Consider the following 26,610-nt stretch of genomic DNA (forward strand, 5'->3'; position numbering starts at 1 on the left):
ACCATGACCGTCGAGATTTCTGATTCCCGCCTGACCAATTCGCTCGCCCAAGGCTGCGGCGAGATTTTAAAGGGCGTGCGCAATGGTGGCCTGCTGCGGGGCCTTTCGCTTGGCGATGCCGGCGATGACGCCGCCCAAGAATGGATCGCCCGCGTATTAGAACAGCACCGGCCCGGCGATGGCGTGCTTTCTGAAGAGGCCTCCGATGACCTTGCCCGGCTAAAAAAGAAGCGCGTCTGGATCGTGGACCCGCTTGACGGCACCAAGGAATTTGCCACCGGCCGCCAGGACTGGGCGGTACACATCGCCCTCGTTGAGGACGGCACCCCGGTCCACGCCGCGGTGGGCCTGCCGGATTACGGCGTGACCTTCAAGTCCTCCGATGTGCGCGCCGTCGCCGGCCCGCTATCCAAGAAGTTCGTCATCTCCCGCAACCGCCCGCCCACGGTGGCCGGCTACATCGCGGAAAAGATGGGCTATGAAACCGAGGGCGTCGGCTCCGCCGGTGCTAAGGCCATGCACGTGCTGCTGGGCGATTATGACGGTTATATTCACGCCGGCGGCCAATACGAATGGGATCAGGCCGCCCCAGTAGGCGTTGCCCTGGCAGCCGGCCTGCACTGCTCCCGTCTCGATGGCAGCCCCATCACCTTCAATAACGAGGACACCTTCATCCCCGATCTGCTCATCTGCCGCCCCGAGCTGAAAGACGAGATTCTGGAGCACGCCGCGGCCTTTGCCGAGGAGAATGGCGGCTTTTAGAGCCCCAACCCATCGGCGAGCCGCGCCACCGATCGGGCATGGAACCCGGCGAACTCGCTCAGCGTATCGCGCCCTAGGTAGCCGAAAACCTCGGCGTTAATCAGCCCGATGATCCTCACCCAGGCCTCCAGCGCCATTTCCATGGCGTCCGCGCTGAGATCGGAGCCCATATCTTTCGCGGCTGCCTCCATATCGGCATCCAGGTGGGGCGAGCGCTGCCTCAGCGGCACTACCGTGGACTGCTCAAGCAAGGAGGCGAGGCGGCGGCTCACTTTGGTGCCCGCTGCTATCGTCTCTGTGGTTGGCGCTTGATAGCCCACAATCGGAGTGCCATAAATCAGGCCCCACCGTTGCGGAAATTCAAGGGCCCACTGCCTCATCGCACCTACGAGGCCAATGAATCGCTCACGCGGTTGCACACTCAGATCATCGTGGCGCGCCACAGCCCCATCTAGGGAGTCAAAAGCATCAACGATGAGGAGGGTTATGAGGCTTGCCCTATCCGGTACGTAGCGGTAAATACCAGAAGGAACGATTCCTAGCTCACGGGCTATGGCCCGTAGGTTCAGCGCCTCTACACCACCACTAGCTAGTTGCTGCCGCCCCAGCTCGATGATGCGGGTCATCGTCTGTTCTCGGGCGCGCTCGCGTGGGGTTTGTGCCATGAGCAAACTATAGCAACTCACAAAAGAGAGCACTGCTCTTGCTTTCGGTGGCCCCGCCCTATATTTTTAGAGAGCACCAGTCACTAATATGAATAGGACTCCGCATAATGAAATTTCTCATCACTGGCGCCGGACCCGTTGGCCGGGCGGTTGCCCGCGAACTCACCGCCCGAGGCCATGAATGCATCATCATGAGCCGCCATGGCTCAGTGCTCGACCTAGGCCCATACGTACAGCACATCACCGGCGATGCCACCCAAAAAGAGTTCTACCCCGCAGACGTCGACGGCATTGTCCACTGCATCCACGCCGCTTATAACGCCGAGGCATGGCGCACGCTCCTCATCCCCGCTGAGGACACAGCCCTCCGCATCGCCGCCGAACGCGCCATCCCCATCGTCTTTCCAGAATCCATCTACGGATTCGATCCGAGCTACGAAACGTTTTCACCCGGTACCCCTTTAACCACATCCAGACAAGGAAAACCCGGTGTGCGCGCTGCGCTCATCAATACCCGCCTCGCTTCACCTGCCCGCGCCGTATCGGTGGTGGCCGCAGATCTATTTGGCCCGGATTCTGGCCCGGGGTGCGTGTATCACCAACTGATCATCGGCAAGCGCGTTCCCCTCACACTCTTCAACGCGCATACCAAGCATTCGGTTACTTACCTTCCGGACTTTGGCCGCGCGCTTGCCGATGCCCTCCTTGACCCCACCAGCCCACCTATCATTTCCGTACCCTGCGCCCCTGCAATTACCCAGGCGGAGTTCGCGCATCTCGCTGGCTGCCGGCACTCGCCCATAACGCTGCGTCCGTGGATGCTCAAGCTTGGCGGGCTCTTTAACTCCGATCTTCATGGACTGTTGGAGATGAGCTACCTGTGGGAACACCCCTCCATTTTGAGCGGTGCCACCGCCCAGTGGGAAGCCACCCCGATCGAGCAGGCCCTGCGAGAAACACTTCGCGCAAGCAGTCCCTCTACCAGCGCCGACAGGAAATAAAAATTCTGACTATCCCCATGGCTTTCTAACGTTCTACACTGGGGCACCATGAGTGATACGTCCACCGCCTCTAGTGCCACTATCAAAACCCCGTATGAGGATCTCCTCCGCCGCGTCCTCGAAGAAGGCACGGCCAAAGGCGATCGCACCGGCACCGGCACGCGCTCCATTTTCGGCGCACAGCTGCGCTATAACCTGGCGGAATCCTTCCCTCTGCTGACCACGAAGAAGGTCTACTTTCGCGGAATCATCGGCGAGCTGCTGTGGTTCCTGCGCGGCGATTCCAATGTGAAATTCCTGCAGGATAATAACGTGCGCATTTGGAACGAGTGGGCCGATGAGAATGGCGATTTGGGCCCGGTCTACGGCGTGCAGTGGCGCTCCTGGCCCACCCCGGATGGGAGCCACATCGACCAAATCCAGCAGGCACTCGACACCTTGAAGAACAACCCAGACTCGCGCCGCAACCTGGTCTCCGCGTGGAATGTATCTGAGCTCAACCAGATGGCGCTTATGCCTTGCCACCTGCTCTTCCAGCTCTACGTGGCCAATGACACGCTGTCGCTGCAGGTCTACCAACGTTCGGCGGATATGTTCCTGGGCGTGCCCTTCAATATCGCCTCTTATGCGGCGCTGACCCACATGTTTGCCCAGCAGGCTGGTCTCAAGGTGGGCGATCTCATCTGGACCGGCGGCGATTGCCATATCTACAACAACCACGTGGAGCAGGTACAGCAGCAACTTTCCCGCGAGCCGCGAGAGTACCCGCAGCTGAAACTCAACAAGGCGAAGGACCTCTTCTCCTATGACTTCGCCGATTTTGCGGTGCAGGGCTACGACCCGCACCCGGCCATCAAGGCGCAGGTGTCGGTCTAATGCTCGGCGCGATCTGGGCGCAGTCCCTGGACGGCATCATCGGCGATGGTGCACAGATGCCCTGGCACGTGCCGGAGGATCTCAAGCACTTCAAGGACGTCACCATGGGCGCGCCGGTCATCATGGGCCGCAAGACCTGGGAGTCCCTCAACCCCAAGTTCCGTCCCCTGCCCGGCCGGAACAATTACGTGCTCTCCTCGCGCGCGCCCGGCACGTGGTCAACTGGTGCTACGGTGGGCAGAACGATGCCCGCGCTTGCCGATGCCTGGGTCATCGGCGGCGGCCAAATCTACACCGCCGCCTTGGACCAGGTGGACCGCATCGAGGTCACTCTCATGGGCGTAAACATCGGCGATATCTATGGCGAAGACGCCGTCTTTGCCCCGGATATCCCCGATACGTTCGGCTTGGCCTACAGCACGGACTGGCTCACCTCAGACAAAGGGCATCTAGAGCTTCCCGAGCAACCGGCCAGCGAGCTCCCCATGAAGTACCGCTTTTTAACTTACGACAGAAAGGACGCAGCCTAATGACTGTACAAGCACCCGAAACCAACGCCGATGTCACCATCTTCTACGCCGACTGGTGCCCATTTTGCGCCAAGCTCATCAAGAACTTGGACCGCACCGAAACCCCATACGAGCTCGTGGACGTAGAAGGCGAGAACGCCGACGACATCAACGAGTGGATCAAGTCCGTCAACGACGGCAACCGCATCATCCCCACCGTCTTGTACTCCGACGGCACTCACGAGACCAACCCGCCCGCATCCTCCGTGCGCAATAAGCAGGAGGAGCTGGCAGGCGCCTAAACCTCATAGCTAAGGCTGCTGGGCCGACCCACACAAACGGCCGCGCACGCAGCCTTTTGGGGCGCACTCGCGCCCCACTGCTATGATGATCCGAGTTGCATGAGCAACATCCCCGCCCCAGTAGCTCAGGGGATAGAGCACGGCTCTCCTAAAGCCGGTGTCGGAAGTTCGAATCTTCTCTGGGGCACCATTGGAGATTGTTCGAACAATTAGATTTGATTGTTCGAACAATCTCCTCAAAACGGCAAAACGCCTCTACCTGTGCAAATAGGAGAGGCGTTTTTGTTGTGCCGGAGCTGTTTCCGGGGTCAGGCCCACACTCCCAAACCCACGACACAAGACACAATCAATGCTAGGTCGTTTCACAGACCAGTACAACTACCCGACCCCCACAAGCCAGCGGCCATAGAGCACGTGTTTGACAATGCGAATTGGGAAATGACACCCATGTGAGACAATCAACCCAATACGGCCCACTCCACCTCAGAAAGGTGACACGATGCCCCACGATGGCAGCAACCCGAAGCAGAATCGCAATCTGGATTGGTTCGGGAAAATACAAAGTGACATCGCAAACAGTGCTGCAGGCTCCAAAGCCCTCGCGCAACAAGTAGCAAACCTGAACACATCCATGAAACTGGGAACGAGCCCCTACATTGACTTCAAAAACAGCGGAGTAATGCAAGCCCTCAGCCAAGCGCAAACAACCACAAACGCTGCATCCGCTTTTCTGAAAATGTACGATGACCAAACTTTCAAAGCTGTCGAAGCAATACGAAGCGGTATGGATATTGGAATCGGCTCTTCAGCATTGGAACAGATGACTGGGGTGCAAACATCAATGGCCGCCTTAGCGAAACTCGGCAATCCCCTACCAGACATTTCTACTCTCGGTGGAATTGGTCAAGTTATCCCACCAAAGAGCATGCCCGCAGGGCTTAACTTCTCAGCCTTGACCCAAGCCGTCAGTGCTGCACAGGCATTAAATGTACAAGCAATCGTTCCACGAGGACTCACCGAGGCTATCAATCAAGCGACCAAGAACCTGACTGCCCCTGAACAGTTGTTGAAACAGATGCAGGGACTGGGATTCTCGCCAGGCGCGCAGGTTGCTCTGAAAGGCTATCCGGCAGCTTTCCCTGATTTTGAGAAGTGCTCCGCAGCATCAACGATTGTTGGTGAACACTACCGTCCGCCGAACATTGACAGCGTTCTACGCCGCTTTGAACGGCTCGAAAAAGAACTCAACCTCGATATCCCAGTGGAAACCGCTGATGATATTGATGACTTGGTTGAGGACGCACAGGCCGTTGAATTCGTTGAGAATCAAATCACTGAAAACGGGACTCTTAAGCCGTCGATTTCACAAGTCCTGTTCGGTTTCAATCTCAATGAACTTACCCTTACTCAATCCGGCAGTCTGGTCACTTTCGGCGGATCAGTTATCGCTTATATGCATCAAGTTCTGGGGACATTGCTTGAAGAAGATGTCACCGCCGCGCGTTTCTTCACGGTTGCAATTATCTATTTCATCCCCGTGTATGGTGCAGCGATGCTCGCAGATGGAGCGTTAGGCAATGGCAAGGATTCGCCTGCTGCGTAGTTGCCATTAGTAGCCGAGTACCCGCCCACCAAAGTTAGGGAACACCTGCGGCGAGAGTGTCAGGAAGTTTGTGCGTGAAGCTCTAATCTAGAAGGAGTTTCACAGATAAACTTCCTGACACTCTCGGAAGCGCTGGCCAACCCACGATACTGCGCGTCAGGCTGTGGCTTACTGGATTGAAGTGGTCTACAACTGTCGGCGCCGGCACTGAAGCCCTCGGGATGGTAAGCCCTGTCGATTTCGAAAATCACATCACCCAAACCAGAAACGAAGAGAAAATCGCTGCCTAACCACTAGGTAGCTCTACTACGTGTCCACGATTTGCGGGCAACCCCATGCAGAGGCGGTACACCTTAGTTCCCTCATATCAATAAATAGTTATTTTATGATCCCTAAAAACCGCTTATCTGCATTCGCCCCCATTAAGGGTAAATCTTCAGATCAAGCTAGAAATACCTTATAAACAGTATTATACGTTTTAGGTAAGCCTTACTTTCCCTACTGTTCATGAATCGAGGTTTACCATGACCCAACAGTCCTCTACGCCCGCACGGAATACAAGCTCATCCAGTGGGTCGACGGCACGTTTAAACACCAGAGATCTCATCAACGCTGGTATCTTTGCTGCACTTTACTTTGTAATCACCTTTGTAACCGGGATGGTCGGATTCGCAGGACCACAATTCATGTTCATTGGCTGGTTCATCGCGGCAATCGCAAATGGAATCGTGCTAGCGCTTTATGCCGCCCGCACGCCCAAAATGGGCGCTTTCACCCTTGTCGGCGGTATTAACGGATTAGCATTCATGCTCACCGGGCACTACTTCTGGACCTTGCTGGGAAGCATAATTCTTGGGTTTATCGCGGATTTGATTATCACAAAAAGCCACCTCGGGATTGCCAAGTCCTTCCCTATTGCCTATGGCGTCTTCTGTGCCTGGGTTTCTTTGCCTTTTATCCCGCTAATCCTGGATACGGACTCATACTACGTCGATATCGCAGACCAAATGGGCCAAGAATACGCCGATGCTATGTCGGATATCTTCCAGCCATGGACCATTGGAGTACTGGCCATTTGTGCGCTCATCGTCGGCTTTATCGGAGGAAAGGTCGGAGTTCGCGTCAGCCGCAAACACTTTGAAAGCGCTGGCCTCCTGTGAGCCTGCGAAAACAGGGCGTGCTTCGTCGACCTTCGATCGATCCACGGACCGTGCTGCTTTCTGTTCTAGTAATCAATGCGGTAGCTCTCAGCCACGGCCACCTACCGACGCTGCTGATTTCTATCGCCTTCAGCTCCATCGCACTAGCTACAGTAAAGCCACACTATGGTCTTATTTGCCTGTGCTCTTTTGCATTATCCTATCTAGGGTATTGGGGCCTTTTACAGCTTCCTGGCTCCACATTTTTCGCTTTTTCGGCGGCAGTTTTTTCGTGGCTAAGCCGTTTTGTCATCAGCATGTCCATCGGCGCATTCGGCTTGCTCACTCTCACACCATCCACGTTGACCTCAGCACTGCGGGACCTGCGTTTACCAGGCTGGGCCACCATTCCACCGGCGGTATTCCTGCGCGTTTTGCCGATCATCGTGGCAGAAGCCAAAGCCATCCGCGATGCCATGGTCCTTCGTGGCCTCCAACCCGGAGTAAAAAGCTGGTTCACACAGCCCACACAATCGTCCGCGATGCTGATCATCCCCTTGTTAGGCGCCGTTGTCCGCGCTGGTGATGAGCTCGCTGCCTCTGCTCTTGTCCGCGGATTGGGAGGACCCACACGTCCAACCACCACCGCCGATCTTTCCTTCAAGCTTGTCGATGCAACTGCAATAGCTGGGTTGGGCCTCGTTGTTGCCTCTGTCTGGCTTCCCACGGAGGTCCACTTATGAACGAACGCAGTATCGCAACCAGTGTAAACGCCCATAACGTTTCTTTTACATATCCATTGGGCGCTCGGCCAGGCATTCAAGGTGTATCTGATGTGTCTTTTTCTGTCTCTCCAGGACAGTGCCTACTGATTACCGGTGATTCCGGATCGGGAAAGTCCACGGTACTCAAGTTGATCAACGGACTCATCCCCCATTTCAATCCAGGAGAGCTACTAGGCACCATCACTATTACAAAGGATGACCAGGCTTTTAACCCTGCGCAGGAACCGCTGTCCCGCGCCATCGAGTTCAGCGCCTCAGTATTCCAGAATCCACGGACGCAGTTTTTCACTGAAAGTGTCAATGCAGAATTAGCCTTCGGGCTAGAAAACCTTGGTATGGATCCCGCAGAAATTGAGTCGAGGATTCAATCAGCGGTCGAGTTGCTAGGCATTAACGATCTTCGGGGCCGGCGATTCAAAGAATTATCCGGTGGACAGTTACAAACCGTGGCATGCGCATGCGCGCTTGTCTCCCCGGGCAGTCTCGTGCTTCTCGATGAACCCACTTCCAATCTCTCCATGGAAAGCATCGATATTCTTGCACGCGTGCTACACCGCTTGAAGGAATTAGGTACAACGATCATTATCGCGGATCACCGCCTCTTTTTCTTAAAAGATATCGCTGACCAAGTTATTTACTTGACTCAGGGAAAAATAGCGCGGAGTTTCCACGCTGAGGAGTTTTATGCCTTAGACGAACCCAAACGCAAACAATTGGGGTTGCGCAGTCTGCACCACGTTCCCCTGCCCGCGAGCGTGCCGGGACCACTCACGCCCGAAAACGCCGATCCCCACTGGAGCGGACTCGAGTTAAGCGATATCCGTTTTTTATGGCACGCATGAGGTGCTAAACATTGACCACGCATTTTTCCCCAGCGGCGAAGTCACCGCCTTAATCGGGCCCAACGGTGTAGGCAAAACCACCCTCGCCAGGATCATTTGTGGTCTTGCTTCTCCCAAACGCGGCGGTAGTCTCCGTTTGAACAGCAAACGAGTAGGAGCAGCAGCTCGGAGGCGCAGCGCGTACATGGTGATGCAGGATGTTGGCCGCCAGCTATTCGCTGCCACCACCGAAGAAGAGGTCACGCTCGGACTGGCAAAGAAGAAGCGGGACCACATCGATGTCAACGAGATTCTCCATCGCCTCGATCTGGAAGAGATGGCCCAACGGCATCCGCAGTCTCTGTCCGGTGGGCAACGGCAACGCTTAGCCATAGCTTCAGCCCAAGCCGAGCAAGCAGAGGTCTACATCTTCGATGAACCTACCTCTGGGGTGGGCTGGCGCCAACTGCAATCCATCTCTGCGCTGCTTCGCTCTCTTGCAGCAAGCGGCGCAGTGGTCATCGTTATCACCCATGACCACGAATTCATCCAAGAATCAGTCACCAGAATCATCGATATGACTGACATCAACAAGAATTGAGAAAGAAATGTCTGAGGTAAAACAAAGTTCCACAGAATCAAGCGGAACCCACGCGCCAGAATCACACGGTGCGTCACCGGAAGAAGAGGCTCGCGCAAAACAAAAAGCCGGCCAGGTCGCTCTAAAAAAGCTACTGGCCCCAGTGCAAACAACCATCTACTTCGCACAGTTTCTCGCGCTTATATCCTCGGTACTCGCCGTAGCACCCTACGTCGCGTTGGTGGCACTGGGAAATGCTCTAATCGACGGCAATACTGATGACGTCGCGTCCATTGTGAAATGGCTCCTTGCAGCATTTTTGGGCCAGCTATTCTTCTATTTCCTTGCCCTTACGATCACCCACTTCGCTGACGCAAAGCTGGTGGGGATCAACCGGCGCCGAATTATTACCGCTATTGCGAAAGCACCGCTGTCTTGGTTTAGCCAGACTAATTCCGGCAAAGTCCGCAAAGCAGTCGAGGACGATACGCTAACTCTGCACACCCTGACAGCCCATGCTCCTGTAGAGCAAGTTGCCGCAATCTTCACGCCTCTTGCGCTTCTAGTTTATGCCTTTATCTTGGATTGGCGCCTTGGCCTACTTTCTATTGTCACTGTGCCCATTTTCCTAGCAATCCAGGCGTATTCAATGAAAGATATGGGCACAAAAACTGCGGAAATGGACGATTATCTTGGAGAGGTTTCTGCCACTGCAGTGGAGTTCTCCGAAGGTATTTCCGTCGTCAAGGCTTTCGGCACCGTTGGCAAAGCCCACGCTCGGTACCGCGAAGCTGCTAAACAATTCGCTATCTTCTATTACGAGTGGGTACGTCCGCTTCTTCGTGTTAGCGCAATTTCAGAATCCGTGGTGGCGGTTCCCGTGCTCATCCTTATCAATATAGGAGTCGGTTCTCTGCTAATAGCCGGGGACTATGTCACGGTTGCTGAAGTCATCGCCACAACGTTGATTGCACTGGTGATCCCAGGCACGATTCAAACCGTCGGCCGCATGATGTGGTCTTACCAGCTCGCTGGCAATGCGGCGTTGCGCCTCGATGAAGTCATGACAATTTCCCACGTGAATGAAGGCTCAAAGAGCCTCGATGCCAGTAGTCAAGACATGGAGGTGGAATTCCACAAGGTCAGCTTTAGCTACGCCCCAGACACACCAGTCCTCCAAGACTTTTCTGCGCAATTAAACGCAGGCACTGTCACGGCATTGATTGGCCCCTCCGGGTCTGGCAAATCCACAGCAGCAACGATGCTGGCGCGTTTCCAGGATCCAGATTCGGGCACAATCACTATCAACAACGTGGATATCCGTGATCTCACTTTCGACAGTTTGTACCGCACTGTGGCTTTTGTCTTACAAGATCCTCACTTACTGCGCATGAGTATTCGGGAAAACATTCGCCTTGCACGCCCAGAAGCTCGCGATGAAGAGATCTGGCAAGCAGCAGAGGCCGCGCACATAGCTGCTGATATTCGCGCTTTACCAGCTGGGCTCGACACCGTTGTTGGTGAGAACATCTCTTTATCCGGTGGACAACAGCAACGCATTTCTATTGCCCGGGCAATTATTACCAATGCCCCAATCTTGATCCTGGATGAAGCTACTGCGGCAACCGATCCTGACTGCGAAGCAGAAATTCAAGCGGCTCTGGCCACACTCGTAAGAGACAAGACCGTCTTGGTCATAGCCCACAAACCGGAGTCAATCCAAGGCGCAGACCAAATAATCCGCCTCAAGCCTGTGAAGGATAATTCTCATGTCTAATGCCACCACGCCTGCTAGTTCGCGGCTTCGTGATCCGTTACTTACTCGCAGTGTCAAAAAGCTGCAAAGTCCTGTAGGTCATAAGCTCAATAAAAGGCATGCTTGTCTATCGCTTATCGTTGGCGTGCTTGACGGCCTCGCCGTTCTCACGCTCGTGCCACTTACAAAGGCACTCGATGGGGATACGACGATCGCACCATGGATGTGGACGCTTTTGGCAATTGCGCTCGTAGCTTTTGCGCTACGATTTTTCGCAACCATGGCCTCTTACCACACGGCCTTGGATTTCATCCGAACCGCGCACACGACTGTGGGCGATAAATTGGCAACGCTACCGCTCGGCTGGTTCATACCGGCTAATACCGGCGGGCTATCTCGTCTCGTCTCAGATCGTTTTATGGTGGCGGCCGAGACTCTTGCACATACTCAAGGCATGGTGTACCGCGATGGTGCAGCACTTATGACCCTGTTGGTTGGAGCGTGTTTCTGGAATCCGCGGTTGGGATTGGTCTTTCTAATCATCGCACCATTGGCGCTCGTGGTGATGCAGTTGGCTGCATGGATTCGTGAGAAAGCATCGAACCGCGCACTCGGGCCGAGTAAAGAGCTCTCCCAGCGCATCGTAGAATTTGCTAACCGCCAGCCGGCCTTGCGCGCGGCGGGAAAATCACAAGGGTTTGCGCCGCTTGAGCAAGCACTAGAAATCGATCATAAAGCACGGATACGCGAGCTATGGGTATCCACATTAGCTTTGCTACTCAACGGCATAGTAGTGCAGATCTTCATCGTGGCTCTCATTATGGTCTCCGCGGATCTTGCCGTTGAAGGCGCCCTATCGCCACTAGAAACAATTGCGATCATCGGAATCAGCTTGAGGTTTACCCGCACGCTTGAGCAGCTGGGCTCTTGTTTCGTCGGTTTAGACGCAGGCCGTATCGCGCTCGCAGAAACCGAGCTCATCACCGATGCCCCTTCCCTGCCAGAACCCACTACTCCGCGTACAGGAGACGGTTCGGGCAGTGTTGAGCTGCGCAATGTCACGTTTGGGTACGGAGATAAGCCGGTATTGGTCGATGTCGCCTTCCACGCCCAACCGGGCACCGTTACCGCCATTGTCGGTCCTTCTGGCTCCGGAAAGACCACAATTGCGCGCCTTATTTCGCGATTCTGGGATGTAGATTCCGGGACGGTGATGGTTGACGGCGTAGATATCCGCGAGCTTGGAACCGAACAGCTAATGTCCAGACTATCCATGGTCTTTCAGGACGTCTATCTCTTCGATGATTCGCTGATTGCTAATATCCGCGTTGGTCGTCCCGATGCCTCCGATGAGGAAGTCTTCCGCGCAGCTAATCTTTCAGGCGTGACGTCTATTGCCAACCGCCTAGGGTGGCACACTCCGGTTGGTGAAGGAGGACGGCTTCTGTCCGGCGGTGAGCGCCAGCGCGTATCTGTTGCTCGCGCGCTGCTCAAACAAGCGCCGATTGTCCTCTTTGATGAGGCTACCTCCGCACTCGATGCAGAAAATGAGGCAAATATCCTTGCCGCAATGGACGAGCTACGGGAGAAGTCTACTTTTATCGTCATCGCCCATAAGCTGGATACAATTAAATCTGCTGATCAAATCGTAGTCTTGGATGAACACGGGCACGTCAGCCAACTTGGTACCCACGCTGAGCTTTCCGATGTCCCCGGTATCTACCGTCACTTCTGGCAGCAACGCAAAGCAGCACGCGGGTGGAAAATCAGTTCGGGACGCGATTAAAGCGGGCACCGAGATCGGCATTGCTTGCGGGGGCACCCTTCTCCCCCGCAGCACGGCGCACCCGAAGTGCACCAACAAAGCCCAGAGCGAGGAATGCGTTAGCGGCTACGAGCGACCACTGCGCGGCGATGGTCAAGCCCTCGCTTAAGGCCTGCACCACTGCCCCAGACGCACGGTGCTCTGCGTTGCGGAGGCGAACCCAAGGCCCAATCCATACAGGGTCAGCGGCGCGGCGATAATCCAACCATTCGTATCCGGCCCCATAAGCAGGACGAGGATAAGGACGCCGACGGCTTCCAAGCCGAGCCCGATGAGCACGGTGCCGGGTGCCCCGAAACGCGCCGCGACGTGGGGGCTGCTGCACCGGAGAGAATGCACCGATTGCCATGGCTGACAGCGCGAAGCCCACGGCCGAAACCGCGAGCGCCACCGGCACCGGTGAGATGGGCGCGTTTTCTGACCACGTCCAGCCAAAGAAACTGAACGAGGATTGGGGTTCCCACCAGCCTAGGTCGGGCCTCGATAATCGCGAATACCAGGACACCCATTCCGTCAGTGCACCACCGGCGAGCAGTCCGAGCGCTGCAGCCCCAGAAATCACCGCGCCCCACACACCAAAGGCTGCGGCGCCGATAGCTTGCACGGCTCGCGCGGAGGTCAAAGGCGGCGGTGGTAGAAAACCCGCCAATACGCTGCCTTCCACAAATATTGTCAGGCCGGTGAGGAAGGCGCGCTTGCGTCCCCAGGTACCCGCAAATCTTGCCCGTCGCAGCAGCAGCGCAGCTAATAGCACCGCATAGAGGCTGTTGACCCACTGCGCCTGCGTCGGGTTAAGCTGCTGGTCAGTGATGACCGAGGGCAATGCCACGCCGACGATAGTGCCATCTAGAACAATGATGCCCAACCCGACGGAAAGAACCGCCAAGCTTATCCAATCGCGGCGAGTAGGCGCCGTGACGTTTTATTGTGCGCTGTGCTCGCTCATAGTTAGGCGTTCACCGAAGCTTTGGTGCTACCCTCATCTGGTTCCTTGATGGCCCGGCCCAAATTCACGAGAAAGACCGTCAGCCCCACAGTGATGAAGATGTGGCCCAGACCAGCGATGCCCGAAATCATCTCATTGGATTCCTTGCCCAGCACCGTCAGTATGCCGTGCGAAATTTGCATGCCGACGGTGAGCACAACGCCCACGTTGTACAGCCAGAAAAATGAGTTGAATAGCTGGCGGTGCCGCGACAGCGCGAAGACCTTTTCCAGCGCCAAGAAGATGAGGAATAGCATGAAGCCCAATGCCAGCAAGTGGGTGTGGGCCACGCTTAGCTGCGTATATTCGCCTTCCGGGAAATCTTGTAGCTTCGTAAACTCCCGATAAAACAAGCCGGCGACCAAGCCCAAGACGAGGTAGAAAATCGCTGCCCTGTACAAAGCCTTCATGTCATTACTCCTTCCCAGTCATCACCATGACTGGATAGCCGAGGGGATCAAGTTCTCTAAATACATATCTTGCCCCGACTTCTCTGGCTTTGAATCGCAGAGGCGGTTGAACCTTCAATCAACCAGTAGGTTGATTGAAGGCGCTTAACGTCGTGTCCTCTGCATTCCCGCAAGGAATATGGCCCCCAAAACTAGCGCTTCTAGCGCTCGGCGTTTAAATTTTTCTTTTCAAATACAGGACCGGAACGGGCCAGCGCAAGGATCACTAGTACGGTTCCGATGCCCACTAAAAGCAATGGAACCACAGCATTACCTGACTGCTGCCCAGCATCGGCAGCATCAATTCCGGTGCTAATTAAAATAGGCGCTGCGATGACCAAAACCACGCCGACGAATCCGGTAGCCAACGACAACTGCAATTTCTGATTCAACGCTCATCCTCATTCTTTCGACGCCGCCCGGAAGCATAATCCGCCAAGGATAGAACGACTCCTATGAGCAAAATTGCGACCACTAGAATCAGTGCCCAGTGATGGTCATTAAACAGAACCCCGAGCACGATGACTACCAAGGCGGAGACGCCGAATGGCCGGAAATACCTCCACAAGCTTCTCATGGTTCTCAAGCTACCATCGCCGCCATTCAAAATGCATGTGCAGGCTCAGGCTAAGGGGCTGGTATCTCCTCTCAAAAGTTCGCTATTCACTTCACCCAAGGCATTACTTATATCTCCTTGAATGGACCTGACCCCCATTTGGTGGACACCTGATATCCAACGGGCCTGACCCCTGTTTGGCGGACACCCGATATCCAGCCCAACCGGGTTGGAAAAATAGTAATCTACCGCCCTGTCCGGGTATTCCGAACAGGGGTCCAGTCCTACATCCACCCACTGGAGTACTTCCCAAAGGAAGAGCCGTTTCAGGAGCCTGAAAACAAAGACTAGTTTTGGTATAATAACCAATTTGGGCTCTTGTGCTGGAAGGAACCAGGAAAACTGGTCCTTGGTCAGCACAGTTTTTGAGCTAATCCGAAGTTAAGTTACGGTTGTAACCGTTAATTTTGCAGGTGAGCGAGTGTTCTATACCACACTCACCCATACCATACGCCCAACAGAAAGGTATTCAGATTATTACCACTATTCTTGCTGGACTATTGACTGCAAGCACTGGCTTAATCGGCCACAGCACTCCAATCGAAAAAGCTTCCCCTATAGCCCAGCATCAAGACCATGCGGCGGCGGCCACCCCCGACCGCGATACCTCCGACGTGCAAACGCTAATCGATGATGCCGAAGAACAAGCTGGCTACAAATTCATGACTATCCGCTATGATGGAAAATTCGCGCATATCGCTTTAGATCCCGAAAAATACAACCCCGACAGCGATAACGCGACATTTAAAGCAGCGACCCGGCTGCTCACCAAGAAGGGTTATAAGGTCACTGCAGTTCTCTAAACTGTTCACCTCCACTGCCCTGGCCCCCAGTTTGCTCGCCAAACGGGCCGTTACGACCCTGTTCACGCAGCTGCGCGATGGTCGAACCTAAAGATTGACGGGTTGCTTTGACAATGCCGTTGGGGGTTAAGTAGCAAAAAGGGGATGAGGACATTTTTAGGAGTATTCACAGTAGCAGCTTGCGTCAGCGTTGATTGATGCTTAATCCGCCGTTGATGCCAGGACCGGTGATTACGACGTCCTTAAGCGCGTAAGGCAGCGTGAGAACTAGCGCAACCGACAACACCAAACCAGACACCGCTGTATCCTGCGAGGAACTAACCTGGCGCACGATGCTCTACATTACGGAGGCTTGCCCGGAGTCATCGACGGGAATAACCCCAAAGCACCGTGCCGATCAGCTGCACCGAGGCAAAACCAAGGCCTGGAACGCCAAGGAACAGCGGTGCGCCAATGGGCCAACGGGACCTACCCCGGGTAGTGGAACTGTTGGGGTTAGGCCCATCCTCTCGTACCGCCACACGATCCGCACAGATCGGATGTACACTAAACGAGGGTAACCTCACACAAGGCCTGGCCCCGGAAAGTTGACACATCGGGGTCGGGCTCTCGGATTTTTCCTCACGTTGAACTTAAAATAAACTGGTTTGCCACGACTCTTCTACTTCTATAAGCAAGCAGATCCACCGCGCATTTGAGGTCTAAATAGCCTTCTCCCCACGCTCACCGGTGCGGACGCGGATGACGTCTTCGACGGGCGCTATCCAAATCTTGCCGTCGCCGATTTCGCCGGTGCAGGCGGCGTCCACGATGGCATCGACAATCGCTTCGGCGTCATCGTCTGCCACGATGAGCTCGATTTTGGCTTTGGGGACAAAGGAGGTGGCGAATTGGGCGCCGCGGTAGATTTCCTTGTTACCGCGTTGCTGGCCAAAGCCTTCGATTTCGGTCACCGTCATGCCCGGCGAGCCGAGTTTTTGTAGTGCTTGCTGGATATCATCAAGCGTAAAGGGCTTGACCACGGCTGTTACGAGTTTCATTATTGCTCCTAGGTATCGCTGGGCGTTTTAGTTGCGGCTGGTGGTACCGCGCATGGCACGGCCGCCAATGTCGTAGCCGGTCTCACGGTGACCACCAAAGTCAATGCCGTCGGTTTCGATCTGGTCGGTCACGCGCCAGCCGATGGTCGCCTTCAAAATCACCGCAATGATGGCGGTAATGACTGCGGCGAAGACCACGGCGATAGCGGCGATGAGAATCTGTACGATGAGCAGCTTCCAACCTTCGGCGCCGCCGCCGGTGAAGATGCCGCGGTCATTGGCAAAGAAGGCAACTGCCACGGTGCCCCACAGGCCGGCGACCAAGTGGACGCCCACGACGTCGAGGGAGTCATCGAAGCCGAAGCGGAACTTCAGGCCCACGCCGAGGCAACCTAGCATGCCGCCGAGGGCACCCATGATGAGCGAGGTGACCGGGTTCAGGTCGCCCGCGGCCGGGGTAATGGTGACAAGTCCTGCGACCACACCGGAGGCTGCACCCAGGGAGGTGCAGTAGTTATCGCGCAGCTTTTCCACGAGCAACCAGCCCAGGATTGCGGCGGCCGTTGCGGCGGTGGTGTTGACCCAGGCTAGGCCGGCGAGGCCATCGGCTGCGAAGGCGGAACCGCCATTGAAGCCAAACCAACCAAACCACAGCAGGCCGGCACCGAGCATGACCATGGGCAGGTTGTGGGGACGCTGCACGCTCTTCGGGAAGCCCTGGCGCTTGCCCACGACAATCGCTAGGACTAGTGCGGCCGTACCTGCGGAAATGTGGACGACGGTACCACCGGCAAAGTCAATGGGGGCCACAAGCGCTTCCCCGCCTTCGCTGCCAAAGATCCAGCTGGTGACGCTGCTTTCGCCCTCACCCAGGATGCCGCCGCCCCAGACCATGTGGGCCAGCGGGAAGTAGACAAAGGTTGCCCACAGGCCGCTGAAAAGCATCCAGGTACCGAACTTCACACGGCCGGCGAGTGCACCGGAGATAATCGCGGTGGAAATAACGGCGAAGGTGAGCTGGAAGCCGATATCGATGATATTGGCGTAGCCTTCCGCACCTTCGAGGTATTCACCATTGGCATCAAAGATGGAGTCCTTCAGCCCGAAGAACTCGAAGGGGCTGGCAACGATGCCGCCCCAGGACTCCGTGCCGTAGCTCATTGACCAGCCCCAGAGGATATAAATGATGCTGACTACCGCTAGTGAGCCGAAGGACATCAACATCATGTTGAGCACGCCGCGGCGCTCTGTCATGCCTCCGTAAAAAAGTGCCAGGGCTGGGGTCATGAGCAGCACGAGAGCCGCGCTCATGAGCATCCAGCTCGCATTGCCTGCGATCACCGAATCCATTATTTCTCCTTGTAGGGTTCCTTCATTGCTTTTCATAACGGTAGTACTACAGGTATATAAATATCTATTGACCTATAGATCAATCCCCCATGTGGGGTTACCTTAAGCTTGTCACCTCCTGGTTTCCCGCTTTTCACCACTAAAAGGCTGCCCATTCGAGCGAGGTTCCTTGGCGAGCCCTCCCTCCACAACATCCGCCCAGGAGCTCAAAGAATTTACTGTACGTTCACATCGATCCTAAGTTGCCTTAACTTCAGTGCAGTTAGATAGACGTTCCTGTTAACTACTCTCTCTGGAGGAACTTCCCCAATGAAGCCGAAGCACTCATCTCTCGCTGCCCTAGCCCTTGCTTCAACCGTTCTTCTTAGCTCGTGCGGTGAGCCTGCGACCGACGATGAAGATACGCAGGCCGCAAGCGATTCAACCACCATTACCGTCTATACCTCAGAGCCGGAAGAGAAGGTCGATGAAATCAATGCCGCCTTCAATGAAGACAACCCCGATATCGAGGTCAAGGTGTACCGGGCCGGTACCGGCGATTTGAACGCGCGCATTTCTTCGGAGAAGAAATCTGGCGATATCGAAGCAGACGTTTTCTGGGCGGCTGATGCTCCTACCTTTGAAAATTACGCCGAGGATGGCGATCTCATCGAGCTTGCCGATGTCGATTCCGATGACGTCATCGACGAGGCCAAGGACGACGAGAATTTTTATGTCGGCACGCGCATTATCCCCACGGTCATTGCTTATAACACCGACGAAATCGCAGAAGGCGATGCCCCGACCTCGTGGGCGGATCTCACCGATCCGAAGTACAAGGACAAACTCGTCATGCCTAACCCGGCGGTCTCTGGTGCGGCAGCCTTCAATGCCTCAGCATGGAAGAACAATCCAGACCTCGGTGAAGCGTGGATCGAAGACCTGGGCAAGAATTCTCCGATGATCGCAGAGTCCAATGGCCCTACCTCCCAGGAAATCGCTTCCGGTTCTAGGCCCGTGGGCGTGGTCGTCGACTACTTAGTCCGCGACCTAGCGGATAAGGGATCCCCAGTTGCCCTTGCCTACCCCACCGAGGGATCACCGTATATTTCTGAGCCTGCGGGCGTATTCAAAGACTCCAAGGAGCAAGAAGCGGCACAGAAGTACATCAACTTCCTGCTTTCGAAGAAGGCTCAAGAAATCGCCGTCGATCAGTCTTACCTCCCGGTGCGTGAGGATGTGGGAACTCCAGCGGGCACCCCTGAACTCGCAGACATTGAGCTCATGGACCAAGACCTGAAGAAAATCACCAAGGATAAAGACGCCGCCGTCGAGGTATTCCAAAAGGCAGTGGCTTCCTAGTTCTTGATGGCTCGCTTGTTGAAAAATCCCTCCGTGTCCGCGCTGCGCGTTGGCGTGTGGCTCATTGCCCTTGGCCTGTTCATCGCGCCTTTGGCCCTTGTTGTCTCCCTTGCACTGGGTGGAAACCAAATTCCCGTCCTGCTAGAGCAAGGGCTCGGTATTGCTACATGGAATTCGCTGTTCACCACGGCGCTTTCGGCTCTCGCCGCCGTCATCATCGGCACCGTTATTGCCATCGCGCTAGACCGCACGGATGTCTACGGCTCTTCGGTACTGCGCCTATTCCTGCTCTCGCCGCTCTTGGTTCCGCCATTTATCGGAGCGATCGCCTGGATTCAACTATTCGGCCCGAATCAGGGCTTGAATAAACTCTTTGGGTTCGAAATATGGAATATCTACGGCGCAGACGGGGTCATAGCGCTGATGACCATCCACTCTTTTCCCACGGCATACGTCATCATTTCTTCGAGCCTGCGCTCCATCTCTCCCGATTTCGAGCTAGCCGCCCGAGTATCTGGTGCTTCCGTGATGACTGTTCTGCGCACGGTCACCCTTCCGCTCCTGCGCCCCGCCCTGTTATCCGCGTTTACCCTCACGGCAATTGCTAATCTGGCGGATTTCGGAATTCCTGCCATTATCGGCTCGCCGGCTCGATTCGAAACGCTCGCAACGATGATTTACCGGTTCATTGATTCCGGCACCGTATCGAACCCCTTACAGGTGGTCTCGACCATCGGCGTCGTCCTCTTATTTTTGGGAATCGGCGCAGTCATCATGGACTACCTCACCTCCCTGAAAAACTCGTCTTCTACCCATGACTCCGGAAGCCCGGCGCGCTTTGCGCTGCATTCAGCGCGTTGGCCGGTCACGATCATCATGTGGGTGTGCGGACTCGCCATTTCCATTGGCCCAATCCTTGGTTTGGCTTACCGCGCGTTGCTGCCAGCCCCTGGAGTTCCGTTTACATTAGAAACCATCTCGTTGGCGAACTTTAGCAGTGCTTTATCCAACCCGCGCGTTCTCGACGGCCTTACCAATTCCGCATTTCTGTCAATAACCGCCGCGATTATCTGCGGGATTCTTGGCTGGGTCATCGGAATTCTAGTGACTCGGACCCAGGCGCGGGGAAATACCCTTTTAACACTTTCTGCGCTCCTGCCGAGCGCGCTGCCGGGGCTCATCATCGGCGTCGCCTGGCTGATTGCCGGGCGCTATACCGGGTTATATAACACCATTTGGATAATCCTTATCGCCTACGTCTGTGCTTTTACCGCACTCGTTGTCCAGTCCGTGCGTGCCCCGCTAATAAGCACCCCGGTCACCGTGGAAGAAGCAGCGCGCATTTCTGGCGCCACGCCTCTTAAAGCGCTTTTTACTACCACCGGCGCAATGACCATTCCGGCGGCAATCTCCGGTGCGGTGCTCGTCGCGGTGACCGCGATTCGAGAACTTACTATTTCCGTACTCCTCGTCGCCCCTGGAACTACAACGCTGGGTGTGCAAGTCTTCAACCTGCAACAGGCAGGAAATTACAACCAGGCATCGGCACTCGCTTTGCTCTTTGCACTGCTAGGCATCATTGCCCTCGCACTGACTATCCGCGCTCCTAAGGTAAGGACTTCATAATGGCGAAAATTGCAGCTTCCCACCTCACGGTCACTTTTCCGGATGGAACCACCGGCCTGCGCGATATCAACCTCTCCATCGAGCCTGGGGGACTCATTGCACTCGTTGGCCCGTCAGGCTCCGGTAAAACCACGCTCCTGCGCACCATCGCTGGTTTTATTTCTCCATCGTCAGGTGAGCTTTACATAGATGGCCGGCAGATGACTGATATTCCGCCGGAGAAACGCGGCATCGGCATGGTCTTCCAACAGCACGCGATCTGGCCGCACATGTCTGTAAAGGACAATGTTGGCTACCCGCTGCGCCAGGCGAAAGTAGCAAAGGCCGAGCGCGAAGAGCGCATATCTGAGACTTTAGCTCTCGTGGGCCTGCCAGGATTCGAAGACCGTACACCAGACAGCCTTTCTGGCGGGCAGCGCCAGCGCGTTGCCCTGGCCCGGGCGATCGTCGCTAAACCCAAAGTTTTATTACTGGATGAGGCGCTTTCCGCCCTCGATGAACCATTGCGCGATAATTTGCGCCGCGAGCTGGTAGCCCTGACACAAAAGCAACGCCTAACCACGGTGCACGTCACCCACGATCGCGCCGAGGCACTGGCAATCGCAGATAGAGTCGTGGTTCTAGACGGCGGCGAAATCCAGCAGATTGCTACTCCGCAACAGCTGCTGGAAAATCCCGCTAGCCCGGTGGTCGCGGGATTTATTGCGGATGCCACGATTGTCCAGACCACTATTTCAGGAAGCCGCGTCGAGTGCCCAACTCTTGGTATCTCTTGGCCGTTGAGTGACGTAACCGTGCGAGGAGAAGGCACTAAGGCCGCCATCTTGCCGCACCACGCGACGATCGTGGAGGAAAACCATCCAGGTGCCACGGTTGCTGCGGTGGTTGACTCCGCCATTTTCGAAGCCGGACACTACTCCGTTACCGCCTCCCATGAGTCTGGGGTCACGTTCCGGACTACCGCAGATAATAAACCAGAGCTTGGACAATCGGTGCGTATCCGCTTCTCGCCGCCGTTGATTTATTAAGTGCGCACTGCCTCCGATTTCCTATCGCTGCATTTAATCCTTTACTGCAGCGTGGCCTATATCCCGAGCCTGGCTTAAGCTTTAAGCCATGAGTGAAATCACGAAGCAGTATTCCGTTGACCTTACCCGCGTAGAAAATTCGGTGTACCGCGCCACCAATGCGGACGGCGCCAGCATCGAGTTCGGGCGCGGCGAGGGCCTGTTATCTCCGGTAGAACTCCTGCTGGCTGCCGTCGCCGGATGCACCGCGGTGGATGTGGATGTCGTGACCTCCCGGCGCACCGAGCCGGAGTCTTTCCGGGTGCGCGCAGAGGGCGACCGCGTGGATGAGGATGGCGCCTCGCGGCTTTCCGATGTCCGCGTCTCCTTCACCCTCGCCTTCCCTTCCACCCCGGACGGCGATAAGGCCCGCACGCTCGTGGATAACCTCATCCGCATCTCCCACGAGAAGGACTGCACGGTATCGCGCACCGTGGAACACGCCACGAACGTGGAATTTAGCAACGAGTCAAAATAAACACGATTCCCCCACCATCTCCTGCTATGGTGCATTTGTTAACTATTGTGACTAATGCGATCACTGCAGGAGCTTTTTATGTCACCGTCTCTGTCTCGTCGCGGCCTCTTGAAGGCAAGCGCCCTTGCCCTTACCGCCGGCGCCATTGGTGCGGCAGCCCCCTCTGCCGCCGCCCTCGGCCCGGTGCGCGGCACCATTATCGATTTTTCCTCCGGCGTCCCCTCCCCCGCCGCCATCAAGCGCGCGGGCCATATCGGTGCCATTCGCTACGTTTCCAATAAGCGCCCCGGCGCGGCCTGGATGACCGGCAAGCCGGTCACGCTCCAAGAGGCTGCCGCCAATGCCGCGGCCGGCCTGCCCACGGCCTCGGTCTATCAATTCGGCCGCGCCGAAACCGCCGATTGGAAGCAGGGCGCGGCCGGCGCCGCCATCCACGCTCCGCAGGCCATTTCGCTGCACAAGGCCGCCGGTGGACCCACGCACCGCCCCATTTATATCGCCATCGACGATAACCCCACCCGCGAGCACTACACCCAGTTCATCCGGCCATACCTGCAGGCGTTTTCCAAGGCGCTGTCTATAGCCGGTTACCAGACCGGCGTTTACGGCAACTACAACACCATCGAGTGGGCCAGCCGCGATGGGATTGGCACGTTCTACTGGATGCACGATTGGGGTTCCAACGGGAAAATCCACCCCAAGACCACCATTCACCAGCTTCCGCAGTCGCGACAGCAGACCATCGAGAACGTCATCGTCGATGTCAACGAGGTCTACGCCAGCGACTGGGGCCAATGGACACCCGGCTCCAAGCAGCCAGGTATCCAGGATCTTAGCTCCACCCTGGACAAGGCTATCCCCAATATGCCGGATTTGCCGCAGGTCACCGCGGATGGGGTGAGCTTTAAGGGGTCATCGTTAAGCAACGAGCAAATCCGCGGGCTTGCCGATGCCGCCCAGGACATCGCCAAGGCCATTAAGTAGGCCTATTTCTCCTTAGGCTCGGAGGACTTCTTTTCGTCCTTCTTGCCCTCATCCTTCTTCTCGCCAGAGGTCGGTTTTTCTGAGGTCGTCTCGATGGGCGGAACATCCTCGCCGTTCTTGTACTTCAGGAACCGCTCGGTGGCCTTGCCCAGATTCTCGCCGTTGATTTCGCTCTTCACGTAGTCCGTGAGGTCATCGGCGGAACCATTAATGGATGCCGCGGCGACGAAGTTCTTGCCAAAGGACACCGAGGAATTGATCGACTTATCGTTGGACCATCCCCACTTGCTGCCCACCACATTAGAGAGCTTCGCGGTGCCATAGTCCTGGTCATAGCCATCTTCTGAGACCGGATCCGCGTGCGACATCGCCACCAGCACGGGGTGGGTTTCATCGCGCTTGATGAGCTGGGAAATGAAGCTGGCCACGTCATAGGTGGAGGTTTCCGAATAGCCCCATTTCTCACCCGCCTTGGTGGATTCCAGGTGATATTCCTTGGCAATCCTATCGATGGAATCCGGGTACTTCTTGAACAGCTCCTCGGCGCTCTTATCAGAAGAGCTGGCAATCATGCCGAGCGCCTCAAATTTATCTTCGTACTCGCCCTGCTCAATGACGTAGGTGGCGATATAAAGCTTGATGAGGCTGAGCGCCGGGCGAGGATCGTGTTCTGCCGCAGAGCCCATATACATGCCATCGTGCAGGCGAATATAGCTAATGGAATGGTCCTCATCCCCCTTGAGGAACTCATTGATCCGCGGGGGCACCTTTGCTGCCCTATGCGCGGTAATGGTGGTGTCTTCGGCTTTGGCGGTGCTATCTCGCTCGCTATTGCTGCACCCAGCAACCGTAGAGCAGGCAAGCATGCACACGGCAAGGGCGGCACCAGCCTTTACTGATGCCGCCGCGTTGAGAGAAGACGGATTAAACACGTCGAACCATATTACCGGTAATTGCTACTTTGCGGGCAATTAGTGCTGGACTGGGGCCTCGACACCCACACCGGTCAGGGAACGAACTTCCATCTCTGCCGCCAGCTCGTCCAAGTTGTCCGGCTTGGTTACGATGGAGACAAACCAACCGACGAAGAAGGACAGCGGGATGCTGACCAGACCCGGCGAGGTCAGCGGGAAGATAGCCCAGTCCGCGTTCGGGAACATGGCGCTTTCGGCGCCGGATACCGCTGGGGAGAAGAAGATGAGAACCAAGCAGGAGACGACACCGGTGTACATGGAGGCCACGGCACCCGCGGTGTTGAAGCGGCGCCAGTACAGCGAGTACAGGATGGTCGGCAGGTTAGCCGATGCCGCCACTGCGAAGGCCAGGGAGACCAGGAAGGCCACGTTCTGGGTCATCGCCAAGATACCCAAGATGATGGAGACAATACCCAGGACCACCACGGTGGCCTGCGAGACGCGCACCTGCTCTGCCTCGGTGGACTCACCGTTGCGGATAACCGCGTGGTAGATATCGTGCGCAATGGAAGCGGAGGCGGTAATCGCCAGGCCCGCCACCACGGCGAGCACGGTAGCAAAGGCCACGGCGGAAATAATGGCCATGAAGATGGAGCCACCGATTTCCAGTGCCAGCAGCGGTGCCGCGGCGTTCGCGCCACCCGGTGCGTTCAGGATGCGGTCCGGTCCAACCAGTGCGGCTGCACCGTAGCCCAGAATCAGGGTCATCAGGTAGAAGGCACCGATGATAACGATGGCCCAAGTCACGGAGCGACGAGCCTCAACGGCGGTCGGTACGGTGTAGAAGCGCATCAGCACGTGTGGCAAGCCGCCCACGCCCAGCACGAGGGACATACCCAAGGAGATGAAGTCCAACTTAGCGGCGGTAGAGCCACCGTACTTCAGGCCCGGCTCCATGATTTCCTTGGCCTCATAGCCCTTTTCATGGAGGTAATCGGACGACGCGTGCATATCAATCGCGGTGCTGAACATGTTGCTGAAACCACCGCGCAGGGAGACAAACACCATGATGCACATGACGACCACACCGGTCACCAGCAGGACGGCCTTAATCATCTGCACGTAGGTCGTGCCCTTCATGCCGCCGACCAAGACGTAGAGGATCATCAGCACGCCGACGATGCCGACGACGACTGCCTGCCACTTGAAGTCATGGATGTTCAGCAGCACGGCCACCAGCGAACCGGCGCCGGCCATCTGGGCAATGAGGTAGAACAGCGTCACGAAGAGCGTGGCGATGGACGCAGCCACGCGCACCGGCTTTTGCTTCAGGCGGAAGGACAAAACGTCCGCCATGGTAAAGCGGCCCACGTTACGCATCGGCTCGGCCACGAGCATCAGGGCCACGAGCCAGGCGACGAAGAAGCCAACGGAGTACAAGAATCCGTCATAGCCGTTGAGCGCCACTGCACCGACGATGCCGAGGAAGGACGCCGCAGAAAGGTAGTCACCGGAAATGGCCAAGCCATTCTGGCGGCCGGAGAACGCGCCACCACCGGTATAGAAGTCCGAAGCCTTCTTCGTGGACTTGCCAGCGCTCAGCACGACGGTCATCGTCACCACGAGGAAGATACCGAAGATGGAGATATTCAGAATCGGGTTACCGGCAGAAGTTTCTTGTGCAAGGTAAGTGGTAGTCATTTACTTGGCCTCCAACTTCTCGCGAATAGCAACCGATTTAGGCTGAATATTCTTATTGGCATATTTCACGTAAATCCAGGTAATGATGAACGTGGTGAGGAACTGGGCCAGGCCGAAGACGAGGCCGACGTTCCAGCCGCCATCGCCAAGCTCAATGGCCATAAAATCAGGCGCAAACACGGCGGTGAGCACGTAGACGATGTACCACACGAAAAACGCGACGGTCATGGGAAAAGTGAAACTACGATAAGCGCTGCGCAGTTCGCCAAACTCTTCGCTATCGCGCATTTCTATGTAGTCGGCTGCCGTAAGGTCACGGCGCTCGACGGGAGCAGTTGTATCACTCATAGAACGGTTGTCTCCTTGGGTGAGAGAGGTTCTGTACAAACGAGGAGCAATGTGTTGTTCATCACTACCCGCGTTGCTATGTAAGATACAGAACATTGTTTGCAAAGCAGTAAACATTGCCAATACACCTCACATAAACTCCCCCTTTTAGCCCGATAGGCTCCGGTGAACTGGGCTAATATTCTTTGCAAATCACCCCCTCCACCCAGGATTTAAGTGGTTCGCAAATTTTGTTAACTAGACATTAGCTAATGAGTAAAGGTTGCACGAAAGGAACCACCTAT

The 26,610-nt window shown here is 56.0% G+C and carries 25 protein-coding genes, 1 tRNA gene and 1 pseudogene; 18 read left to right on the forward strand and 9 right to left on the reverse strand.

All coding sequences use genetic code 11. The annotated features are described in order from the left end of the window. The first annotated feature begins 3 nt into the window (after window positions 1–3). Window positions 4–762, forward strand: a complete 759-nt coding sequence (locus ABRP95_RS05575) for a 3'(2'),5'-bisphosphate nucleotidase CysQ (RefSeq protein ID WP_284770596.1) — start codon at window positions 4–6, stop codon at window positions 760–762. On the opposite strand, the gene ABRP95_RS05580 is transcribed toward ABRP95_RS05575, so the two are convergent. Then, the gene (locus ABRP95_RS05580; protein WP_349839079.1) at window positions 759–1,427 is read right to left on the reverse strand and encodes a TetR/AcrR family transcriptional regulator; all 669 of its coding nucleotides are present in this window, start codon (window positions 1,425–1,427) and stop codon (window positions 759–761) included. The genes ABRP95_RS05575 and ABRP95_RS05580 overlap by 4 nt on opposite strands. A 107-nt stretch (window positions 1,428–1,534) precedes the next feature. Here ABRP95_RS05580 and ABRP95_RS05585 point away from each other — a divergent pair, with 107 nt between their 5' ends. The 11 genes and pseudogenes from ABRP95_RS05585 to ABRP95_RS05635 all read left to right on the forward strand — a co-directional run bounded on the left by ABRP95_RS05585 (window position 1,535) and on the right by ABRP95_RS05635 (window position 12,585). Next, window positions 1,535–2,428 carry a Rossmann-fold NAD(P)-binding domain-containing protein gene (locus tag ABRP95_RS05585; protein ID WP_349839080.1) on the forward strand — a complete coding sequence of 298 codons (894 nt, stop codon included), beginning with the start codon at window positions 1,535–1,537 and terminating at the stop codon, window positions 2,426–2,428. 48 nt (window positions 2,429–2,476) lie between these two features. Continuing rightward, a complete protein-coding gene (locus tag ABRP95_RS05590) occupies window positions 2,477–3,304 on the forward strand; it encodes a thymidylate synthase (RefSeq protein ID WP_284770593.1) in 828 nt (275 codons plus the stop codon). Then, window positions 3,304–3,834, forward strand: a complete 531-nt coding sequence (locus ABRP95_RS05595) for a dihydrofolate reductase (RefSeq protein WP_284770592.1) — start codon at window positions 3,304–3,306, stop codon at window positions 3,832–3,834. The genes ABRP95_RS05590 and ABRP95_RS05595 overlap by 1 nt, the downstream gene beginning before the upstream one ends. Continuing rightward, window positions 3,834–4,115: a glutaredoxin domain-containing protein gene (locus ABRP95_RS05600; protein WP_284770591.1), complete on the forward strand. Its 282-nt coding sequence runs from the start codon at window positions 3,834–3,836 to the stop codon at window positions 4,113–4,115. The genes ABRP95_RS05595 and ABRP95_RS05600 overlap by 1 nt, the downstream gene beginning before the upstream one ends. A gap of 114 nt (window positions 4,116–4,229) precedes the next feature. Continuing rightward, a tRNA-Arg gene (locus ABRP95_RS05605) sits at window positions 4,230–4,305 on the forward strand. 309 nt (window positions 4,306–4,614) lie between these two features. After that, window positions 4,615–5,718, forward strand: a complete 1,104-nt coding sequence (locus ABRP95_RS05610; RefSeq protein WP_284770590.1) for a hypothetical protein — start codon at window positions 4,615–4,617, stop codon at window positions 5,716–5,718. 524 nt (window positions 5,719–6,242) lie between these two features. Continuing rightward, window positions 6,243–6,878: an MptD family putative ECF transporter S component gene (locus tag ABRP95_RS05615; protein WP_284785647.1), complete on the forward strand. Its 636-nt coding sequence runs from the start codon at window positions 6,243–6,245 to the stop codon at window positions 6,876–6,878. A 50-nt stretch (window positions 6,879–6,928) separates the two neighbouring features. Continuing rightward, on the forward strand, window positions 6,929–7,600 hold the full coding sequence (locus ABRP95_RS05620; RefSeq protein WP_284770638.1) for an energy-coupling factor transporter transmembrane component T family protein: 672 nt from the start codon (window positions 6,929–6,931) through the stop codon (window positions 7,598–7,600). Continuing rightward, a pseudogene (locus tag ABRP95_RS05625) lies at window positions 7,597–9,064 on the forward strand (ABC transporter ATP-binding protein). Before ABRP95_RS05620 ends, ABRP95_RS05625 begins: the two are co-directional and overlap by 4 nt. Before the next feature lie 7 nt (window positions 9,065–9,071). Continuing rightward, window positions 9,072–10,820, forward strand: coding sequence for an ABC transporter ATP-binding protein (locus ABRP95_RS05630; protein ID WP_284770586.1), 1,749 nt, complete (start codon window positions 9,072–9,074; stop codon window positions 10,818–10,820). Beyond that, a complete protein-coding gene (locus ABRP95_RS05635; RefSeq protein ID WP_284770585.1) occupies window positions 10,813–12,585 on the forward strand; it encodes an ABC transporter ATP-binding protein in 1,773 nt (590 codons plus the stop codon). Before ABRP95_RS05630 ends, ABRP95_RS05635 begins: the two co-directional genes overlap by 8 nt. On the opposite strand, the gene ABRP95_RS05640 is transcribed toward ABRP95_RS05635, so the two are convergent. The 3 genes from ABRP95_RS05640 to ABRP95_RS05650 all read right to left on the reverse strand — a co-directional run bounded on the left by ABRP95_RS05640 (window position 12,566) and on the right by ABRP95_RS05650 (window position 14,450). Continuing rightward, the gene (locus ABRP95_RS05640) at window positions 12,566–13,510 is read right to left on the reverse strand and encodes an MFS transporter (protein ID WP_349839081.1); all 945 of its coding nucleotides are present in this window, start codon (window positions 13,508–13,510) and stop codon (window positions 12,566–12,568) included. The two genes, ABRP95_RS05635 and ABRP95_RS05640, sit on opposite strands and share 20 nt — an antisense overlap. 62 nt (window positions 13,511–13,572) lie before the next feature. Beyond that, complete coding sequence (locus tag ABRP95_RS05645; RefSeq protein ID WP_284770583.1) at window positions 13,573–14,019, reverse strand: DUF2871 domain-containing protein; 447 nt, start codon at window positions 14,017–14,019, stop codon at window positions 13,573–13,575. A gap of 200 nt (window positions 14,020–14,219) precedes the next feature. Continuing rightward, window positions 14,220–14,450 (reverse strand): hypothetical protein, encoded by a 231-nt coding sequence (locus ABRP95_RS05650; protein ID WP_284770582.1) that lies wholly within the window; start codon window positions 14,448–14,450, stop codon window positions 14,220–14,222. A gap of 724 nt (window positions 14,451–15,174) precedes the next feature. Here ABRP95_RS05650 and ABRP95_RS05655 point away from each other — a divergent pair. Further along, window positions 15,175–15,477: a malonyl-CoA-ACP transacylase gene (locus ABRP95_RS05655; protein ID WP_284770581.1), complete on the forward strand. Its 303-nt coding sequence runs from the start codon at window positions 15,175–15,177 to the stop codon at window positions 15,475–15,477. 701 nt (window positions 15,478–16,178) lie between these two features. On the opposite strand, the gene ABRP95_RS05660 is transcribed toward ABRP95_RS05655, so the two are convergent. Both ABRP95_RS05660 and ABRP95_RS05665 read right to left on the reverse strand, forming a co-directional pair. Next, entirely contained in the window at window positions 16,179–16,517 is a 339-nt protein-coding gene (locus ABRP95_RS05660) for a P-II family nitrogen regulator (protein ID WP_023025886.1), read from the reverse strand. 27 nt (window positions 16,518–16,544) lie between these two features. Continuing rightward, a complete protein-coding gene (locus tag ABRP95_RS05665; RefSeq protein WP_284770580.1) occupies window positions 16,545–17,867 on the reverse strand; it encodes an ammonium transporter in 1,323 nt (440 codons plus the stop codon). A gap of 309 nt (window positions 17,868–18,176) precedes the next feature. On the opposite strand from ABRP95_RS05665, the gene ABRP95_RS05670 reads away from it, so the two are divergent. From ABRP95_RS05670 to ABRP95_RS05690, 5 genes are all read left to right on the forward strand, one after another. Further along, window positions 18,177–19,208, forward strand: a complete 1,032-nt coding sequence (locus tag ABRP95_RS05670; RefSeq protein ID WP_284770579.1) for an ABC transporter substrate-binding protein — start codon at window positions 18,177–18,179, stop codon at window positions 19,206–19,208. A 6-nt stretch (window positions 19,209–19,214) separates the two neighbouring features. Continuing rightward, on the forward strand, window positions 19,215–20,834 hold the full coding sequence (locus tag ABRP95_RS05675; protein WP_284770578.1) for an ABC transporter permease: 1,620 nt from the start codon (window positions 19,215–19,217) through the stop codon (window positions 20,832–20,834). After that, window positions 20,834–21,862, forward strand: a complete 1,029-nt coding sequence (locus ABRP95_RS05680; protein WP_284770577.1) for an ABC transporter ATP-binding protein — start codon at window positions 20,834–20,836, stop codon at window positions 21,860–21,862. Before ABRP95_RS05675 ends, ABRP95_RS05680 begins: the two co-directional genes overlap by 1 nt. An 88-nt stretch (window positions 21,863–21,950) precedes the next feature. After that, on the forward strand, window positions 21,951–22,379 hold the full coding sequence (locus ABRP95_RS05685; protein WP_284770576.1) for an OsmC family protein: 429 nt from the start codon (window positions 21,951–21,953) through the stop codon (window positions 22,377–22,379). Between the two features lie 78 nt (window positions 22,380–22,457). Next, window positions 22,458–23,363 carry a DUF1906 domain-containing protein gene (locus ABRP95_RS05690; RefSeq protein ID WP_284770637.1) on the forward strand — a complete coding sequence of 302 codons (906 nt, stop codon included), beginning with the start codon at window positions 22,458–22,460 and terminating at the stop codon, window positions 23,361–23,363. Window positions 23,364–23,365: 2 nt separating this feature from the next. Here the strand turns inward: ABRP95_RS05690 and ABRP95_RS05695 are convergent, their stop codons facing one another. From ABRP95_RS05695 to ABRP95_RS05705, 3 genes are read right to left on the reverse strand one after another with little or no spacing between them, the layout of a single operon-like run. Next, window positions 23,366–24,295, reverse strand: a complete 930-nt coding sequence (locus tag ABRP95_RS05695) for a hypothetical protein (protein WP_349839082.1) — start codon at window positions 24,293–24,295, stop codon at window positions 23,366–23,368. 39 nt (window positions 24,296–24,334) lie between these two features. Continuing rightward, window positions 24,335–25,978 (reverse strand): monocarboxylic acid transporter, encoded by a 1,644-nt coding sequence (locus tag ABRP95_RS05700; protein ID WP_349839083.1) that lies wholly within the window; start codon window positions 25,976–25,978, stop codon window positions 24,335–24,337. After that, on the reverse strand, window positions 25,979–26,326 hold the full coding sequence (locus ABRP95_RS05705; protein ID WP_284770573.1) for a DUF485 domain-containing protein: 348 nt from the start codon (window positions 26,324–26,326) through the stop codon (window positions 25,979–25,981). Window positions 26,327–26,610 lie beyond the last annotated feature (284 nt).

The organism is Corynebacterium sp. KPL2895 (assembly GCF_040225815.1).
In the GTDB taxonomy this organism is placed as follows: Bacteria; Actinomycetota; Actinomycetes; order Mycobacteriales; family Mycobacteriaceae; genus Corynebacterium; species Corynebacterium rhinophilum.

What these genes read in the sequence shown, in the direction of transcription:
- ABRP95_RS05595 (WP_284770592.1), top strand. Translation starts at nt 3,304, where the DNA reads ATGCTCGGCGCGATCTGGGCGCAGTCCCTGGACGGCATCATCGGCGAT.
- ABRP95_RS05585 (WP_349839080.1), top strand. Translation starts at nt 1,535, where the DNA reads ATGAAATTTCTCATCACTGGCGCCGGACCCGTTGGCCGGGCGGTTGCC.
- ABRP95_RS05590 (WP_284770593.1), top strand. Translation starts at nt 2,477, where the DNA reads ATGAGTGATACGTCCACCGCCTCTAGTGCCACTATCAAAACCCCGTAT.
- ABRP95_RS05690 (WP_284770637.1), top strand. Translation starts at nt 22,458, where the DNA reads ATGTCACCGTCTCTGTCTCGTCGCGGCCTCTTGAAGGCAAGCGCCCTT.
- ABRP95_RS05665 (WP_284770580.1), bottom strand. Translation starts at nt 17,867, where the DNA reads ATGGATTCGGTGATCGCAGGCAATGCGAGCTGGATGCTCATGAGCGCG.
- ABRP95_RS05675 (WP_284770578.1), top strand. Translation starts at nt 19,215, where the DNA reads ATGGCTCGCTTGTTGAAAAATCCCTCCGTGTCCGCGCTGCGCGTTGGC.
- ABRP95_RS05630 (WP_284770586.1), top strand. Translation starts at nt 9,072, where the DNA reads ATGTCTGAGGTAAAACAAAGTTCCACAGAATCAAGCGGAACCCACGCG.
- ABRP95_RS05575 (WP_284770596.1), top strand. Translation starts at nt 4, where the DNA reads ATGACCGTCGAGATTTCTGATTCCCGCCTGACCAATTCGCTCGCCCAA.
- ABRP95_RS05670 (WP_284770579.1), top strand. Translation starts at nt 18,177, where the DNA reads ATGAAGCCGAAGCACTCATCTCTCGCTGCCCTAGCCCTTGCTTCAACC.
- ABRP95_RS05645 (WP_284770583.1), bottom strand. Translation starts at nt 14,019, where the DNA reads ATGAAGGCTTTGTACAGGGCAGCGATTTTCTACCTCGTCTTGGGCTTG.
- ABRP95_RS05700 (WP_349839083.1), bottom strand. Translation starts at nt 25,978, where the DNA reads ATGACTACCACTTACCTTGCACAAGAAACTTCTGCCGGTAACCCGATT.
- ABRP95_RS05610 (WP_284770590.1), top strand. Translation starts at nt 4,615, where the DNA reads ATGCCCCACGATGGCAGCAACCCGAAGCAGAATCGCAATCTGGATTGG.
- ABRP95_RS05580 (WP_349839079.1), bottom strand. Translation starts at nt 1,427, where the DNA reads ATGGCACAAACCCCACGCGAGCGCGCCCGAGAACAGACGATGACCCGC.
- ABRP95_RS05660 (WP_023025886.1), bottom strand. Translation starts at nt 16,517, where the DNA reads ATGAAACTCGTAACAGCCGTGGTCAAGCCCTTTACGCTTGATGATATC.
- ABRP95_RS05615 (WP_284785647.1), top strand. Translation starts at nt 6,243, where the DNA reads ATGACCCAACAGTCCTCTACGCCCGCACGGAATACAAGCTCATCCAGT.
- ABRP95_RS05680 (WP_284770577.1), top strand. Translation starts at nt 20,834, where the DNA reads ATGGCGAAAATTGCAGCTTCCCACCTCACGGTCACTTTTCCGGATGGA.
- ABRP95_RS05705 (WP_284770573.1), bottom strand. Translation starts at nt 26,326, where the DNA reads ATGAGTGATACAACTGCTCCCGTCGAGCGCCGTGACCTTACGGCAGCC.
- ABRP95_RS05685 (WP_284770576.1), top strand. Translation starts at nt 21,951, where the DNA reads ATGAGTGAAATCACGAAGCAGTATTCCGTTGACCTTACCCGCGTAGAA.
- ABRP95_RS05600 (WP_284770591.1), top strand. Translation starts at nt 3,834, where the DNA reads ATGACTGTACAAGCACCCGAAACCAACGCCGATGTCACCATCTTCTAC.
- ABRP95_RS05635 (WP_284770585.1), top strand. Translation starts at nt 10,813, where the DNA reads ATGTCTAATGCCACCACGCCTGCTAGTTCGCGGCTTCGTGATCCGTTA.